This is a genomic window from Marinomonas posidonica IVIA-Po-181 (assembly GCF_000214215.1).
Taxonomy (GTDB): domain Bacteria; phylum Pseudomonadota; class Gammaproteobacteria; order Pseudomonadales; family Marinomonadaceae; genus Marinomonas; species Marinomonas posidonica.
In genome coordinates this window covers 2,398,159-2,415,003 of record NC_015559.1, presented here as the reverse complement: position 1 = coordinate 2,415,003, position 16,845 = coordinate 2,398,159, and the positions used below count along the sequence as shown (strand labels likewise).

Here is a 16,845-nt window from a genome sequence, read left to right as displayed (position 1 = left end):
TAAATCTGTGTTTTTGGATTCGGACTTTTTATTAGTGTCTGTTTGCAAGTTCTAATAGTTTACAAGCTCTAATAGAAAGTCACCGTCAAAGCCTTTCCAATTGTCTTTCCTAGGAGAGAACCATGACGCAGATGAAACGCCAGTTAGTACATCGACGTCGTATCGAGTCTTTTGGTTTTTTACGTGATGATGGTTTATGGGAGGTTGAGGCGAATATGCAAGACCTCAAAACCCAAGACGTTTTCCGTGAATTTGATGGCAGTATTGTGCTACAGGGTAGTCCATTTCATGATATCAGTGTTCGTTTGACATTGGACGACAGCTTTTTAATAAAAGACGTCTCAGTGTCGATGGATGCGTTTCCTTTTCCCGGTTGTGGTGGGGCAGTGCCAAGCTTTGATGTGATTAAAGGCACTCGCATTGGTGCAGGTTGGAATCGTTGGTTGAAACAAACCTTTAATGGCAAAGTGGGCTGTACTCATGTGCTTGAATTGTTTCCTGTTGCGGCGACAACGGCTTTTCAAACTATGTGGCAACCACTCAGTGAAAAATACCCAAGTAAAGTGCCCATGGCTGTTAAGCAATTGGTTAATACATGTCAGGGTTGGTCAGATGATGGCCCTATGGTGCAAAAGCTTGTAGATGAACAAGTGTTAACATTGCCTTCTGAGGAGGTTCAGTCATGAGTGAATTTGTTACTGAAAGCATTGAATCCGGTATTCAATACATCTGTTTAAATCGAGTGGATAAGAAAAACGCCATTACCCTTGAGATGTATCAAGCATTAACGCACGCTTTGCAGTCTGCTCAGAGCAATGCTGAGATAAAAGCCAGCATGATTTATGGGGCTGGTCCAGATTTTTCCTCGGGTAATGACATTAATGAGTTTCTTCACATTGCACAAACACCAGATAAGATGGAAGCCATTATGGCGTTTTTGCAAATGTTGACGCGTTATCAAAAACCTTTAATTGCCGGGGTTGAAGGACGAGCTGTCGGTGTCGGCGCTACCATGTTATTGCATTGTGATATGGTGGTGGCGTCACGGCATGCTAAATTGCAATTTCCATTTGTGCAGTTGGGGTTGGTGCCTGAGGCGGCATCAAGTTATCTTTTGCCACAATTAGTTGGACACCAAAAAGCCTTTGAAATTTTGATCTTAGGGGATTTTGTTGAGTCTGAAGAAGCCAAAGCTATGGGCTTGATCAATCATTTATGTGAACCTGGTGAAGCCTTTAAAGTGGCGCAACGCTATGTCCAGAAAATTGCCGCGTTACCAGTGGAAGCCGTGTCTCTTAGTAAAGACTTGCTTAAGCATAAAGCGCAAGATAATGTGCAAATGGCTTTGATGCGAGAAGGACGGATTTTCAAGGATAGATTAAAATCAAAAGAAGCTTATCAAGCGTTCTCATCTTTCTTATCGCGCAATAAATAAACGGTTATTTGTGTGTCTATGAGCCTCACCTTTTGGTGGGGCTTTTTTGTTTCTACAGTATTTGCCATTTGTTTTGCTAAATTCGGTCTAAACTCAAAGGGCGTAAACAACTGGAAACGCTTTAAAATTATCCTCTTGAATATTTTTGTTAGTTAACTGGCGCTTTTTTGTTATTGATGAAAATTGCTCTCAAACTACTATAGATAGCAAGAAAATAATAAATATGAGGGACTTATGAAAATCCTAGTATCTGTTAAACGAGTCATTGACTACAACGTCAAAGTTCGTGTCAAAGCCGACCATACAGCGGTCGATCTGACAAATGTCAAAATGTCTATGAATCCCTTCTGTGAAATTGCCGTGGAAGAAGCCATTCGCCTGAAAGAGAAAGGAATTGCAACGGAAGTTGTGGCGGTTTCTATCGGTTCGAAAGCTTGCCAAGAAACGTTACGAACAGCTTTAGCACTGGGTGCTGATCGTGCGATTCAAGTGGAAGCTGAAGAGGATGTAGATTCACTTTCTGTTGCCAAGCTATTGTCTAAAGTGGCGCAACAAGAAGAAGCGGATTTGATTATTATGGGTAAGCAAGCGATCGATTCTGATAATAATCAGACCGGTCAAATGTTAGCGGCACTATTGGATTATCCACAAGCGACTTTCGCATCTGAGGTGGTGATTGAAAACGGTGAGGCGCAAGTTACTCGTGAAATTGACGGTGGTCTACAAACATTGGCGGTTACCTTGCCTGCTGTAGTGACGACAGATTTACGCTTGAATGAGCCACGTTTTGCTTCACTGCCAAATATTATGAAAGCAAAAAGAAAGCCGTTGGATGTTAAAACGCCTGCGGATTTAGGCATTGAGCTTGTGTCTAATGTCAGTGTGGTTTCTGTGACACCGCCAGCAGAACGAGCGGGCGGTATCAAAGTGGGCTCTGTCTCTGAGTTGGTCGACAAACTGAAGAATGAAGCGAAGGTGGTGTCATGAGTATTTTAGTGATCGCAGAACACGACAATCAATCTTTGAAGCCAGCTACATTGAATACGGTATCAGCGGCTTCGCAAATTGGTGGGGACGTACATATTTTAGTCGCAGGGTTTGAATGCCAGACTGTGGTTGAACAAGCGGCTGCGGTAGCAGGTGTGGCAAATGTCTTGGTTGCAGACAATCAAGTTTATGAGCACCAATTGGCGGAAAACACGTCTAAATTAATCGTTGAAGTGGCAGCCGGTTACACGCACATCTTGGCGCCAGCGACAACAACGGGCAAAAATACCTTACCTCGTGTTGCCGCCTTGCTTGATGTGGCTCAGTTGTCGGATGTGATTAAAGTGGAATCGGCAGATACTTTCGTTCGTCCTATATATGCAGGTAATGCCATCGCCACGGTTAAATCGTCTGATTCCGTCAAAGTCATGACAGTTCGTGCGACTGGGTTTGATGCGGTCGCAGCTGAAGGTGGCAGTGCTGAACGAGAAGTACTGTCTCAGGTTATTGCCGCAGACAAAAGTCGTTTTGTAAAAGAAGAATTAGCCGAGTCTGATCGTCCTGAGTTAACCGCTGCGAAAGTGGTGATTTCTGGTGGTCGAGGCATGGGGAATGGCGATAACTTCAAGCTACTTGATGGGGTTGCTGACAAACTTGGCGCCGCCGTTGGTGCCTCTCGTGCGGCGGTTGATGCTGGCTTTGTACCCAATGACTTGCAAGTTGGTCAAACGGGTAAAACGGTCGCGCCAGACCTATACATTGCTGTGGGTATTTCCGGTGCGATTCAGCATTTGGCGGGCATGAAAGACTCGAAAGTCATTGTCGCGATCAATAAAGACGAAGAAGCGCCAATTTTTCAGGTGGCGGATTACGGTCTGGTGGCCGATTTATTTGAAGCCGTTCCTGAACTAGAAACTAACCTATAAGCATTGGCGCCATAGGTAACGTATTAAATCGGGCTATGAGGTGCGCTGCGCCTCGTGGTCATAATAAAAATAATTGGAGACCAGCATGATTTTCGAAGGACAAGCAGTCAAGGTTGCAGTCGATGATGCCGGTGTGGCTACGGTCACTCTGGATTTAGCCGGTGAGTCGGTTAATAAATTTAACAGTCTGACATTGAGTGAATTGGCAACTGCGGTTGATACAGTTAAGCAGATAGATGATCTAAAAGGCGTGGTGTTTGCCAGTGCAAAAGACGTTTTCGTGGTGGGCGCGGACATCACAGAATTTACTTCTTGGTTTAAGTTGAACGATGACGATTTGACTGACAAATTGCGTGATGTTCATAACATCTTTAATGATATCTCAAATTTAGCTTGCCCAACGGTTGCCGCCATCAATGGCATCGCGTTAGGGGGCGGTATGGAGTTGGTGCTGTCCTGTGACTATCGTGTGATGGCCGATTCCGCGAAAATCGGTCTTCCTGAAACTCAGTTAGGTATTTACCCAGGTTGGGGTGGTACGGTTCGTTTACCACGTCTAATTGGGGTGGATAACGCATGTGAGTGGATTTGTGGCGGTGCTCAAAAACGCAGTGCTGACGCTCTCAAAGACGGTGCTGTTGATGCGGTCGTTGCTGCAGATAAAGTACAGGCGTCTGCTCGTCACCTAGTACAGCAGGTGATAGAGGGCAAACTGGATTACAAAGCGCGTCGTGATGAATTGCGTGCGCCGATGGAATTTACCCCAATCGAGAAAATGATGATTTTCGAATCGGTTCGTGGGGTGGTCGGAGCAAAAGCTGGTAAGCATTATCCAGCGCCAATGGCAGCCATTAAAACCATTGAGAAAGGCATTAGCCAAAGCATGGAAAAAGCCCTTGAGATTGAAATCAAAGGCTTTATCAAGTTGGCTAAAGGGCCTGTTGCGAAATCTTTGGTGACTCTATTCTTGAGCGATCAAGCCATTAAGAAAGTGGCTGGCAAGGTCTCGAAACATGCCACACCGGTTAAGCAAGCCGCCGTGTTGGGTGCCGGTATCATGGGAGGCGGTGTGGCGTATCAATCCGCTTCGAAAGGTACGCCCATTATCATGAAAGACATTCGCCAAGATGCTCTTGATCTTGGTTTGAGCGAAGCCAATAAACTTTTCAATGGTCAAGTAGAACGTGGTCGCCTGACGGCTGACAAAGCCTTTAAAGCCATGAATGGCATCGTGCCAGCGTTAAGCTATGGTGAATTTGAACAGGTTGATTTGGTGGTGGAAGCGGTTGTCGAAAACGTCAACATCAAGAAATCTGTGTTGGCCGAAGTGGAATCCAAGATTACGGATGAGGCTATTTTGACCTCGAACACGTCGACCATTTCCATTACTGAATTAGCGAAGGATCTTAAACGCCCAGAAAACTTCTGTGGCATGCACTTCTTTAACCCAGTTCACCGTATGCCGTTAGTGGAAGTGATTCGCGGTGAAAAAACCAGCGATAAAGCAATCGCTCAGACAGTTGCTTACGCGCAAGCCATGGGGAAAACCCCAGTAGTGGTTAATGATTGCCCTGGTTTCCTTGTGAACCGTGTCTTATTCCCTTACTTCGCTGGATTCTCTTTGATGATGCAGGAAGGGGCCGATTTCCAAGTTGTCGATAAGACAATGGAGCGTTTCGGTTGGCCTATGGGCCCTGCATATCTGTTGGACGTCGTTGGAGTGGATACTGCTTTTCATGCAGATCAAGTGATGGCAGAAGGCTTCCCTGATCGTATGAAACATGACGGTAAGAATGCGGTTGATCGTTTGTTTGAACTTGAGCGATTCGGTCAGAAAAATAGCAAAGGTTTCTACACCTATGAGCCGGACCGTAAAGGCAAACCAAAGAAAATCTTTAACGATGACATTAATGCTTTGTTGGCCCCAATCGTGGCCTCAAAAACTGAGTTAACAGAAGAAGATATTATTGCTCGCATGATGATTCCGCTGTGTATTGAAACGGTTCGTTGTGTAGAAGAAAACATTGTGTCCTCTGCCGCAGAAGCGGACATGGGCTTAATTTATGGTATCGGGTTCCCTCCATACTTGGGTGGTGCTATGCACTACTTGGATCAAATGGGACTGCAAGCATTTTGTGACCTTGCAGATAAATACAGCCACTTAGGTAAGTTGTACGAGCCAACCGCAAACATGCGTGAAATGGCGAAAAACAACGAAACTTACTACAGCGCTTAATTGCCCAAAGGATAGAGGAGAATTTCCATGAAACTGAATCCAAACGATGTCGTCATCATCGACGCAGTTCGATCACCTATGGGTAAATCCAAAAATGGTGTATTTCGTAATGTGCGAGCTGAAAATTTATCTGCAGGCTTAGTAAAAGCTTTGTTCAAGCGTAACCCTAACGTGGACCCAAAAGACGTTGAAGATTTAATTTGGGGGTGTGTCAACCAGACCCTAGAGCAAGGTTTTAACATGGCCCGAGCGGTATCTTTGTTAGCGGGTTTGCCGATTACGTCAGCGGCACAAACTGTTAACCGTTTGTGTGGTTCATCAATGTCTGCAATTCACACGGCGGCTCAAGCGATTATGACGGGCCAAGGTGATGTGTTTGTTGTGGGGGGTGTTGAGCACATGGGTCATGTTGGCATGATGCATGGTGTCGATGTGAACCCGGCTCTGTCTAAGCACATGGCGAAAGCGTCCATGATGATGGGTGTGACAGCGGAAATGTTGGGTAAAATGCACGGTGTGAGCCGCGAAGCGCAAGATGCATTTGCGGTCCGTTCACATCGATTGGCGCACGAGGCCACCTTGCAAGGACGTTTTGACAATGAGCTTGTCGCCATTGAAGGTCATGACGCGGATGGCAATAAAATCTTAGTCGAGGTAGATGAGGTGATCCGTCCAGAAACCTCGATGGAATCTCTTGGCGGGTTGAAGCCTGTATTCATGCCGAAAGTGGGTACGGTAACCGCGGGTACTTCTTCCGCTTTGTCGGATGGGGCATCGGCTATGTTGATGATGTCCGCACAAAAAGCACAAGACTTGGGTCTAACGCCAATTGCCAAAGTACGTAGCATGGCGGTGGCGGGTTGTGATCCGGCGATCATGGGTTATGGCCCAGTACCAGCGACTAAAAAAGCACTGAAGCGCGCTGGTTTGACCATCGATGATATCGATATGGTGGAATTGAATGAAGCCTTTGCCGCCCAGTCTATCCCTGTCTTGAAAGACCTTAAATTGATTGATTTGGTTGATGATAAAGTCAATCTAAACGGTGGTGCGATTGCCCTTGGGCACCCTCTAGGGTGCTCGGGTACACGTATTTCCACTACTCTGCTTAACGTGATGCGTGATAAAGACGCAACACTCGGGCTTGCTACCATGTGCATCGGCATGGGGCAGGGCATCGCAACCGTCTTCGAGCGAGTGTGATGCTGATAACTTATCGAATGCTACTTCGATAAGATCTATCTCTAACTTCTGTCTTTTGCCCCACCTTGAGTGGGGCTTTTTTTGGCCTGTAAACGGGTCCGCCATCGTGACTCTATAGCGTTTCTGTATCATGATAACCAATTAAAATGTCTGTTCACATTTGTACCAAGGAGTTAAGTATGAAGATGGCCGTATTGGATGACTATCAAGACAGTGTGAAACATCTGGCCTGTTTCGCCTTGTTAAAAGATCATCAGGTGGTGGTTTTCAATGACACCTTCAATGAAGACGAGTTGGTCGCGAAATTGATCGATGTGGATATCTTAGTGTTGATTCGTGAGCGAACGCCTATTACCGAAACACTGTTGTCGCGTTTGCCTAATTTGAAACTCATTAGTCAGACAGGCAAGGTCAGCAATCATTTAGACCCAGCATTGTGTCACCAGTATGGCGTCGAAGTGGCGGAAGGTGTCGGCTCTCCTGTTGCCCCTGCCGAGCTCTGTTGGGCGTTGATTATGGCAGCGAGTCGCCGTATACCGACTTATGTGAGTCAACTCCAGCAGGGTGTTTGGCAATCTTCCAAAGAGCTGGGCTTAGGGCGTGTGCTCAATGGCAAAATGTTAGGTATTTGGGGCTATGGAAAAATCGGTCAGAGGATTGCTCAATTTGGTAAGGTGTTTGGCATGCAAGTGATGGTATGGGGCAGTGAATCGTCACGCCAAAAAGCGTTAGACGACGGCTTGTTGGCGGCTCAGACCAAAGCGGAGTTTTTCCAAACCGCTGACATAGTGTCACTGCATCTGCGTTTGCATGATGCTACTAAGCATTGTGTCACAAAAGCCGATTTAGCGAGGATGAAATCCGACGCCTTGTTTGTCAATATCAGTCGGGCTGAATTGGTTGAGTCTGGTGCTCTATACGATGTGTTATCAACCACACCCACTAAACAAGCCGCGCTTGATGTGTACGAACAAGAGCCTGCCAACAAAAACAATGAACCCCTGTTAACCTTACCAAATGTATTGTGCTCGCCTCATCTTGGTTATGTTGAGCAAAACAGCTATGAATTGTATTTCAACGCTGCTTTTGACAATGCTGTGGCGTTCGCGGCTGGAAAACCACAGCAACTTGTCCGTCGTGCAATGGGGTAGAAGGCTAGACTTTAAAGCTGCCAACTTGTTTATTGAGCCCCTGATAAAGTTTGGAAATTTGCTCTGACTGGTTTCTGACGAGAGAGGAAATGTCTTCCGCTTTTTCTGTTTGTTCTTTTAATGACACGAGATTCTCGTTAATGCTATTCGCAACGGTGGATTGCTCCTGTGTGGCTTGTGCGGTTTGAGCGGCCATGTTTTGAACCTTATCAAAAGACTCTTTTAAAGAATCAAAGGTTTGAATGACCTCATCAAAGTTAGAGGCCGTGTTGTTCACATTAGAACGGCTGCTTTGTGTGACACTCAAGGATTTTTTGACATTGACTTTTAGTTGATCGATGGTGGTTTCTATTTCGTCGGTACTGTCTTGGGTACGGGTAGCAAGGGTACGAACTTCATCGGCAACCACGGCAAAGCCTCTTCCTTGTTCCCCAGCGCGAGCGGCTTCAATGGCGGCATTCAATGCTAAGAGATTGGTTTGTTCGGCAATATTGCGAATCACTTCCAGTACCGATGCAATGGCTTCCGAGCTTTCTTCTAGTTCCTTGGCCCTTGTTAATGATTCCTCTATATCGCCGATCAAACCAGCAATCGCATCGTGAGAGGTTTTGACGGCTCCAATGCCTTGTTGAATCAGGTTGGTTGACGTTGTGGCTTCCGCGGCGGTTTCGGTAGCGACATCTTCCATCTGCTGATTGGCCATATTCATTTCGTGACCCGCACTGACAATAGAATCCGAAACGTTGGCTAGGGTATTGGTGATTTGAGTGGTATCGTCTGATGCGCTTTTTAAATCATGAGTCATTTTACCTAGTGAGGTAGATTGTTTATGAATGCTGGCAATAATCAGGCGAAGTTGTTCCACAAACCCATCGAATTCCCCTGCTAAATCTCCTAATTCATCTTTTGAGGCTGAATTAATTTTTTGGGTTAAATCACCATCGCCTTCTGCAATCTCTTTTATGCGCTGGGTCATGTTCGTGATATTTCTTGTTAATTTAAGCGGGATGAAGTAGCCAAATCCCATGGCAATTAAAAAGGCGATGACAATGACAACCATGGCAATATCTTGGTAAAACTTAACCTTCTCTTGGGTGGCATCTTCAACCGTTCTAGAGTAATTTCTGACCGCTTCGCCGGCATTATCTAGCAGGTTTCGAATGTCGGTAAATGTCTTGTCCGCTACCATAAAACTGTCTGAGAGCATAATTTTGGTTTCAATATTAGGAGAGTCAATAAGTGTCTCACTTGCTTGTAACCACTCATTAAATAAGGTATCGAATTCACGATATGGGTTGGTGAGAAAAGGCTCTTTGACTAAAACGCTACGGTAGGTATTGAAACGCTGTAAGGCTTGTTGGGTATTTTCACGGAAAAATTGTTTGTTTTCTTCAAAGTTACCAACGCCATTAATGATTTTTTGCTGACTCAGTCTCGCCTGATATAGATCCCTGTCGGCATTTAGTACTTCGCCTATTGCTTCAATATAATTCTGCAAATCCAGATCAGCGCCATGCTTTTCTTCCATTGCATGAGTGTGATCTCTTAGATTTTCACCTGCTTCATCCAACATGTTTCGGATGACCATGAATTTCTCATCAAGCTCTAGGAACTCTTGTGAGATGGTAACCTGAGCCCGTGATGTAACGACCAATTGATTGCTGGCAGACAGCCATTGATTATAAAGAGCTTCAAACGTGTCGAAAGGCTTGGTTAATTCATCTGGCTCGTCTTCGAGATGTTTTAGATACAACTGAAAACGATCATAAACTTGCTGGGCGTTGTCTTCATAATCTTGTAAGTTTTCTTCTCGGTTACCATCGTTTGCATATAATTTCTCTTGTGCCAAACGAGCTTGATATATATCACGGTCGGCATTGAGAACTTCAGAAATCGCTTCGAAGTAATGCTCTGTTTGCACCATCATTGAGTGTTTTTGAAAATTACTCATAAACATCATGAATAGAAATAACGCCACTAAAATGAGGGCAAGAGATATGATAGGCATCATAACTTTTAGTCGAATTGAATGAATACGCATTGTGATTCCCTTTACTTTCAAATTTAGACTGTACGAAAAATAGTCTAGGTTAACAGGGAAGTATTACGCCAAATTTGTATTCATTTAATTTGTAAATTTTAGTAAAAATAAAGGCTTATACAATTCTTTAGCCATGAGTAATGAGTTGTTTTAATCCATCAGATAATCCAATGTTACTATTTTTGATGCTTGTCGTTGCATGATGATTTTGCCTTCACGAATGGATAATAGAACTTCTCCTTGACGTCGAATGACGCTGTAATCGTCTTCGCCTTCTAACAAAATAAAGTTAGCCGGGTGGCCTTCTTTGATGCCATAGTTTTCTAAGCATAGGGTTTTGGCACTGTTATCCGTAATCAAATCGAGCGCTTGACGATAGTCCTGATAGCCCATCATTTGGCAGATGTGCAGAGCAAAATCCAATGTTCGCAATAATTTTCCGTTGCCTAATGAATACCAAGGGTCAAAAATGGAATCTTGCCCTAAACAGACATTCATGCCGGCTTCTAATAGTTCTTTTACTCTGGTGACGCCTCGACGTTTGGGGAAGGTGTCAAAACGACCTTGAAGGTGAATGCTTTCTGTCGGACAAGAAATGAAATTGATGCTGGAATTTTTAAGTAATCGGAAGAGTTTTGAGCAGTAGGCGTTGTCATAGGAATGCATGGCCGTTGTGTGACTGGCTGTGACCTTGTCTCCCATATCGAAGCGTAGCGCTTGGTAGGCAAGAAACTCTAAAAAACGTGAATTAGGGTCATCAATTTCATCGCAATGAACATCGATTAAACGATCATATTTACGCGCTAAAGAGATGATGGTTTTAACCGATTCTTCGCCCAATTCTCGGGTGTATTCAAAATGAGGAATGCCGCCCACAACATCGGCACCAATTTCAAGTGCTTGCTCCATTAACGCCAGCCCATTTGGATAAGACAACATGCCATCCTGAGGAAAGGCCACGACTTGTATGTCTATTTTGTCTTTCAGTTCATCTCGAATGGCACACAGTGTTTTTATGCCAATTAGCGTAGGGTCGGTCGTATCCGCATGAGTACGAATCGCCTGAACGCCATTCTGTACCAGCAATTCAATGGTGGCTAATACGCGGCGGCGAATGTCCGCTTCATCCAGCATGGGTTTACGCTGTCGCCAACGTTCTATGCCTTCGAATAATGTGCCGCTTTGGTTCCACTCAGGCTCGCCAGCGGTAAGAGCCGCATCCAGATGTATGTGGGGTTCAACAAAAGGGGCGCAGACTAAATTCTGTTCGGCATCAATTTGTTGTGCTGTGGCCTTGATTACTTGACGTTGTACTTCAATTTTGTGAAACACACCCTGTTCAATTTGAATGGAAAATAGTTCTGGTCGTTGGCGTAAACGCGCATTGATGATCTGCATAAAAGTCCTTAGTCACGTGTTGTGGCAGTGATTATCTATCAGCCCATCAATAGGATGATGGTAACAGCGTATTTGCTCTATCTAGGAGCCCATTTTGTCAGTTAAGACCCCATTAAGGGGTCTTGTCATTCTTATTGGTTATTCATGGCGGCTTTAGATTGACCTTGAGTGATCAAGGTTAACACAGCGTAAATGGATATGGCGCTAATGACGCCAACAATAGGAGGCAGAATGGGAGACGAATAAGCAGCCGTCGATGCGATGGCATAGGCCAGCAGACCTTGCCAATGAAAAGCGGGCAGGGTAACCGATTCCAATGATGGATATTGTCCTTTGTGGCGTACCCAGAAATCGGCCATGATGACTCCGCCAATGGGTGGAATAAAGGTGCCCAACAGTACAAGGAATGGGATGAGGTAATGGTACATACCAAATACCGCCAGTACCGTACCAATCGCGGCGCCAACCAAGGTGACAGTGCGACGTTTATCGGTTCTCAGTAAATTGCAGCCAGCCACAGCAAAGTTGTAAATGGTATTGTCTTGAGTCGTCCAAATGTTGAGAAACAGCATCAACACGGCTAACACCACAAACCCTTGTGCCAACATAACATCAACAATATCGGCTTGTTGATAGATTAGGGTCCCCAATGCGCCAGTGAATACCATTAACCCATTACCAATAAAAAACGCGGCCATGGTCGCCCAAATGGCCACCTTGCTGCTGTTCGCAAAGCGGCTCCAATTAGTGGCTTGAGTTGCACCACTGACAAAGGTGCCTATGACGATGGTCATCGCGGCGGTAATGTTCAGCTGAGTGCTTGGGGTCATGCCGAATAAATTTGCGACACCACCCACATCAACTAAGCCTGTGTATAGACTGATCAGAATGAACAACAGCATTAATGGGACTGAGATACGAGACAGTATCTCCATACCTTTAAAGCCAATCATGGCGGTAATACAAAAAGCCATACCAAACAGAACCATTAATGGGGTTTGCCAAACCTCAGGGAGGCCGGTGACCTTGACTAACACAATGGCCAGCGTGGCGGTGCCCCATGCATACCAGCCAATTTGCGTAAATCCTAAAATAAAATCTGCTAATTTGCTGCCGATCTCACCAAAACAAAAGCGCCCCATAAGCACACTATTTAAACCGCTTTTAAAAGCAATGAAGGCCAATAAGGATGCATAGACCCCAAGCAATAGGTTGCCAACAAAAACAACCAGTATCAGTTCTGAGAAGGAAAAAGCCTTACCTAACGTACCGCCAGCCCACATGGTGGCGGTAAAGAAAGTGAAGCCAAGTAATAGAAATGTCATGGGTAATAACCCTCGACGTGCTTTTAGCGGAACTTCTGTCAACGGATAATCAGATTGATTCATTACTCTCTCCTTTCGTTATTTTCTGACTTTGCGTGTGAGGTCTACTTAATTTACAAAGCAACTTATGAACCAGTTTTGGTTAAATTTTCACCTATCATGACTTGTTGGTGAAATACCTAAAAATCGACTGCTAGGGAAGGAACGAACAAGTTCACTGGCTACGGTAACGTGTTCCTCGGCAACCGCTCCTGCGTTGCTCTAATCCTCTACATCTCTGTCGGGGGCAGCGTGGGAATAACGCTCTTTTATTCGAGGCAAGTTTCGCCGTCCAATACAGTCTATTGGCAACAAGCTTAACAAAGAATAAAGAGAGCTTAGCCCATGCCCTTCGGGTCTTTCAGAGAAACGGCCGCGCTGTGTTAAGAGTGATAGGCAGTTTCTCTGATAAGGCTGACGTTCAGAAGACTTATTCGCACCTTCCCTAGGGTTATGCACTTTGTATCATTGTGTTCTATCTTGCTGATGAGAAGAACAAAAACGATTCACTGAATGCACTAAATTATGGCCAGTTTAGTGGTAAGTCTGCTCATAGACTATCAGAGAGTTAGTTTTTATTTATTAGATGTTATTTATCAATAGTCTTATAAATATACCTAACAGAGAGTCAATCTCTACTCCAATAATATAAAGAAACAATATGGCTTTGAGTCAGTCAATGCCGATGAACATATCAAGCAGGAGAAGGTTATGTCGAACGAAAGCAAATGTCCTTTTAATCATGGTGCCGTTGGTGCAACACAGTCTGCTGGACGCGGTACCTCCAATAAAGATTGGTGGCCTAACCAATTAAATATAAAAGTACTGCATCAACATTCAAAAAAATCGAATCCAATGGGGGATTTTGACTACGCAGCAGCCTTCAATAGTTTAGATTTGGACGCTGTGCGCCAAGATTTGTATGCCTTAATGACGGATTCTCAAGATTGGTGGCCAGCCGATTACGGGCATTATGGCCCTTTCTTTATCCGCATGGCATGGCACAGTGCAGGTACATACCGTACGGCAGACGGTCGTGGTGGTGCAACCTCAGGAACACAGCGCTTTGCCCCACTGAACAGCTGGCCAGATAATGTTAACTTGGATAAGGCTCGTCGTTTACTTTGGCCGATTAAACAGAAATATGGCCGTAAAATTTCTTGGGCCGATTTGATGATTCTAGCCGGTAACTGTGCTTTAGAGTCGATGGGATTCAAAACCTTTGGTTTTGCTGGTGGTCGAGTGGATGTGTGGGAACCAGAAGATGATATCTACTGGGGTACCGAAACAACTTGGCTTGATGACGAGCGTTACACGGGAGATCGTGAACTAGAAAACCCACTTGCTGCCGTCCAAATGGGTCTGATTTACGTTAACCCTGAAGGACCAAATGGTCAGCCTGATGCATTAGCATCAGCACATGATATTCGTGATACCTTTGCTCGTATGGCAATGAACGATGAAGAAACGGTTGCCTTGGTTGCGGGGGGGCATACCTTTGGTAAAACCCATGGAGCAGGTGATGCGGCTCAAGTTGGTGTCGATCCAGAAGCCGCAGGGATGGCAGAACAAGGTTTCGGATGGCGTAACAGTCAAGGTGCTGGACATGGCGTTGATACCATTTCAAGTGGTTTAGAAGGTGCTTGGACACCAAACCCTATTCAATGGGACAACGGATACTTTGATACCTTGCTAGGATATGATTGGGAATTAACCACGAGTCCTGCAGGAGCCACACAATGGAAGCCCAAAGCCGGTGCTCTAGCTGACGCCGTGCCAGATGCTCATGATGCGAGCAGACGACATGCGCCTATGATGTCGACGGCTGATATGGCATTAAAAGTAGACCCTATTTATGCTGAAATCTCAAAACGCTTCCATGAAAACCCCGATCAATTAGCGGATGCGTTTGCAAGAGCTTGGTACAAGTTGACTCACCGAGATATGGGGCCAGTTGAGCGTTATTTAGGACCTTTAGTGCCAAAAGAAGAGTTGATTTGGCAAGACCCTATTTCAGAAAGCACCCAGTCTGTGATTGATGCCGATGATATTACAATATTAAAAGCGAACATTGCCGAGTCCGGTTTGAGTGTTTCGCAAATGGTGTCAACGGCTTGGGCATCCGCTTCTACTTACCGTGGTTCTGACATGCGAGGAGGAGCCAATGGCGCTCGTATTCGTTTAGCGCCACAAAAAGATTGGGCCGTTAATCAACCTGAGCAGTTGGCATTGGTTTTGACGAAGCTAGAAGCAATTCAAGCGAAATTCAATCAAGCGCAGAGCAGTGGTAAACAGATTTCAATGGCTGATCTGATTGTTTTAGCGGGCTCGGTTGGTGTGGAGCAAGGCGCCAAAGCGGCAGGTTATGATATTCAAGTACCGTTTACGCCCGGTCGTGGTGACGCTACTCAGCAACAAACGGACATTGACTCTTTTTCTGTATTGGAGCCAGTGGTCGATGGTTTTAGAAATTACCAGAAAGCTAAGTTCACAATATCATCAGAAGAAATGTTGTTAGACAGAGCCCAGTTGTTGACTTTATCGGCACCAGAAATGACGGTTTTGGTGGGTGGTCTTCGTATGTTGGGAGCCAATGTTGGGGGATCCTCCGACGGTGTTTTCAGTGATAACACAGCAAGGCTAACAAATGATTTCTTTATCAACTTATTGGATATGGGTACTCAATGGTTGCCAACATCGGAAGATGAAATGGCATTTGAAGGTCGTGATCGCCATACGGGTGCCATTAAATGGACTGCGACTCGTGCTGATTTGGTCTTTGGATCAAATTCGCAACTTCGAGCTATCGCTGAAGTGTATGCTTGCTCTGATTCACAAGGTGATTTTGTGAAAGATTTCGTAGCAGCATGGACAAAAGTGATGGAACTAGATCGCTTTGATCTAGCTTAATCTCCTAGGAATCAGCGTGTACCATGCGCTGTCTTTCCTTTGTGTTACCCAACAACAGCCTCGCTTCTGCAAAGTCGCGAGGCTTTTTATGGCATAAGCAATGCGCTTAGCAATGTAAAAAACTGTATAGAAAATACCTTCAGACGATGAATCGCGATATGTTATGCGCCATTATCCTAGGGAGTAGAATTATGGCTAAAAAACCTTCTGTTGCGTCTGATATATCACGTCGCAAGGTACTCAAATATGCGACAGGCAGTTTGCTAACCTTACCTTTCATCGGCTTGTTGGGATGTGCAAGTACTTCATCTGAGCGTAGTTCAGGCATGCACAGACCTGGTCGTCCACCTATGGGAGAGGGCGGTATGCCGCCACCCAATGGTGCGGGCGGTATGCCACCACCGAATGGTATGCCAGGCACGCCACCGTCACGAGAACTCTTGGCTGGCAAAGCGACGGCTAATGCCAAATGGCTGACTGGCGGCACGCAGGCAATGGACCCAAATTTGGTGTATTTAAACCCTCTGAGACAAGACAATCAGGAGAATGTTTGTCTTGTCAGTGAGCGTACGACAGAAGGACCATGTTATTCACGCACGCGTTTTCGCAAAGATATTTCAGCAGGCCGTGATGGTTTGCCTGTTCGCTTATGGTTCAAAGTGGTGGATGAAGACTGTCAACCAGTAGTCGGGGCGAAAGTGGATATTTGGCATTGTGATCCGTTAGGTGTTTACAGTGGCAGTGATATGCAAATGGTCGACTTCTGTACAAACGGTGATGAGACCTATCAAGCCAATGATTGGTTCCGTGGTGTGCAAATAACCGATCAAAATGGTTTTGTGTATTTTGAGACCTGCTTCCCTGGTTGGTATGTAAGTCGTGCGGTACACATTCATCTTACCATCACCACGTCAGACACTATGCTGACGACACAAGTGGGTTTTGACGATGCATTAGCGCAGGACATTATGGTGAATGAAGCGGTCTATTCCGGACACGGTGCCCCAGACACAACGAATTCAACGGATACGGTGTTTCCTACACAGGGTTATCAAAGCTATTTAATGACGACCAAAGCGATGGCAGATAAGTCTATGCTGGCATGGAAAACCTTGATGCTTGCCAGTTGATCTTTTGTCTTTAAAACAAGGAAGGTGCTCAATCAGCCAAACTCGGAAAGGTGTTTGGCTTTTT

General features: G+C 45.3%; 12 protein-coding genes. 9 read left to right on the top strand and 3 right to left on the bottom strand.

Features of this window, described 5'->3' with window-relative positions; translation table 11 throughout:
- The first annotated feature begins 122 nt into the window (after nt 1–122).
- From MAR181_RS11225 to MAR181_RS11195, 7 genes are all read left to right on the top strand, one after another.
- Nucleotides 123–686 (top strand): DUF2889 domain-containing protein, encoded by a 564-nt coding sequence (locus MAR181_RS11225; RefSeq protein WP_013796709.1) that lies wholly within the window; start codon nt 123–125, stop codon nt 684–686.
- Nucleotides 683–1,435, top strand: coding sequence for an enoyl-CoA hydratase-related protein (locus MAR181_RS11220; protein WP_013796708.1), 753 nt, complete (start codon nt 683–685; stop codon nt 1,433–1,435). Before MAR181_RS11225 ends, MAR181_RS11220 begins: the two co-directional genes overlap by 4 nt.
- A 234-nt stretch (nt 1,436–1,669) precedes the next feature.
- Entirely contained in the window at nt 1,670–2,422 is a 753-nt protein-coding gene (locus tag MAR181_RS11215) for an electron transfer flavoprotein subunit beta/FixA family protein (RefSeq protein ID WP_013796707.1), read from the top strand.
- Complete coding sequence (locus MAR181_RS11210) at nt 2,419–3,348, top strand: electron transfer flavoprotein subunit alpha/FixB family protein (protein ID WP_013796706.1); 930 nt, start codon at nt 2,419–2,421, stop codon at nt 3,346–3,348. Before MAR181_RS11215 ends, MAR181_RS11210 begins: the two co-directional genes overlap by 4 nt.
- 85 nt (nt 3,349–3,433) lie before the next feature.
- A complete protein-coding gene (gene fadB, locus MAR181_RS11205) occupies nt 3,434–5,584 on the top strand; it encodes a fatty acid oxidation complex subunit alpha FadB (protein WP_013796705.1) in 2,151 nt (716 codons plus the stop codon).
- A 27-nt stretch (nt 5,585–5,611) separates the two neighbouring features.
- Nucleotides 5,612–6,787: an acetyl-CoA C-acyltransferase FadA gene (gene fadA, locus MAR181_RS11200; protein ID WP_013796704.1), complete on the top strand. Its 1,176-nt coding sequence runs from the start codon at nt 5,612–5,614 to the stop codon at nt 6,785–6,787.
- 179 nt (nt 6,788–6,966) lie between these two features.
- Nucleotides 6,967–7,938, top strand: coding sequence for a D-2-hydroxyacid dehydrogenase family protein (locus tag MAR181_RS11195; protein ID WP_013796703.1), 972 nt, complete (start codon nt 6,967–6,969; stop codon nt 7,936–7,938).
- A gap of 4 nt (nt 7,939–7,942) precedes the next feature.
- Here the strand turns inward: MAR181_RS11195 and MAR181_RS11190 are convergent, their stop codons facing one another.
- The 3 genes from MAR181_RS11190 to codB all read right to left on the bottom strand — a co-directional run bounded on the left by MAR181_RS11190 (nt 7,943) and on the right by codB (nt 12,765).
- Nucleotides 7,943–9,979, bottom strand: coding sequence for a methyl-accepting chemotaxis protein (locus MAR181_RS11190; RefSeq protein WP_013796702.1), 2,037 nt, complete (start codon nt 9,977–9,979; stop codon nt 7,943–7,945).
- Between the two features lie 150 nt (nt 9,980–10,129).
- On the bottom strand, nt 10,130–11,377 hold the full coding sequence (codA, locus tag MAR181_RS11185; RefSeq protein WP_013796701.1) for a cytosine deaminase: 1,248 nt from the start codon (nt 11,375–11,377) through the stop codon (nt 10,130–10,132).
- 131 nt (nt 11,378–11,508) lie between these two features.
- Complete coding sequence (codB, locus tag MAR181_RS11180; RefSeq protein ID WP_013796700.1) at nt 11,509–12,765, bottom strand: cytosine permease; 1,257 nt, start codon at nt 12,763–12,765, stop codon at nt 11,509–11,511.
- Between the two features lie 687 nt (nt 12,766–13,452).
- Between codB and katG the strand changes: the two genes are divergently transcribed.
- Nucleotides 13,453–15,651 carry a catalase/peroxidase HPI gene (gene katG / locus MAR181_RS11175; RefSeq protein ID WP_013796699.1) on the top strand — a complete coding sequence of 733 codons (2,199 nt, stop codon included), beginning with the start codon at nt 13,453–13,455 and terminating at the stop codon, nt 15,649–15,651.
- Nucleotides 15,652–15,842: 191 nt separating this feature from the next.
- A complete protein-coding gene (locus MAR181_RS18095; protein ID WP_013796698.1) occupies nt 15,843–16,781 on the top strand; it encodes a dioxygenase family protein in 939 nt (312 codons plus the stop codon).
- The last annotated feature ends 64 nt before the right edge of the window (nt 16,782–16,845 follow it).

Excerpts from the sequence above, each read along its gene's own strand:
- MAR181_RS11225 (WP_013796709.1), top strand. The coding sequence starts at position 123 with ATGACGCAGATGAAACGCCAGTTAGTACATCGACGTCGTATCGAGTCT.
- MAR181_RS11220 (WP_013796708.1), top strand. The coding sequence starts at position 683 with ATGAGTGAATTTGTTACTGAAAGCATTGAATCCGGTATTCAATACATC.
- MAR181_RS11215 (WP_013796707.1), top strand. The coding sequence starts at position 1,670 with ATGAAAATCCTAGTATCTGTTAAACGAGTCATTGACTACAACGTCAAA.
- MAR181_RS11210 (WP_013796706.1), top strand. The coding sequence starts at position 2,419 with ATGAGTATTTTAGTGATCGCAGAACACGACAATCAATCTTTGAAGCCA.
- fadB (WP_013796705.1), top strand. The coding sequence starts at position 3,434 with ATGATTTTCGAAGGACAAGCAGTCAAGGTTGCAGTCGATGATGCCGGT.
- fadA (WP_013796704.1), top strand. The coding sequence starts at position 5,612 with ATGAAACTGAATCCAAACGATGTCGTCATCATCGACGCAGTTCGATCA.
- MAR181_RS11195 (WP_013796703.1), top strand. The coding sequence starts at position 6,967 with ATGAAGATGGCCGTATTGGATGACTATCAAGACAGTGTGAAACATCTG.
- MAR181_RS11190 (WP_013796702.1), bottom strand. The coding sequence starts at position 9,979 with ATGCGTATTCATTCAATTCGACTAAAAGTTATGATGCCTATCATATCT.
- codA (WP_013796701.1), bottom strand. The coding sequence starts at position 11,377 with ATGCAGATCATCAATGCGCGTTTACGCCAACGACCAGAACTATTTTCC.
- codB (WP_013796700.1), bottom strand. The coding sequence starts at position 12,765 with ATGAATCAATCTGATTATCCGTTGACAGAAGTTCCGCTAAAAGCACGT.
- katG (WP_013796699.1), top strand. The coding sequence starts at position 13,453 with ATGTCGAACGAAAGCAAATGTCCTTTTAATCATGGTGCCGTTGGTGCA.
- MAR181_RS18095 (WP_013796698.1), top strand. The coding sequence starts at position 15,843 with ATGGCTAAAAAACCTTCTGTTGCGTCTGATATATCACGTCGCAAGGTA.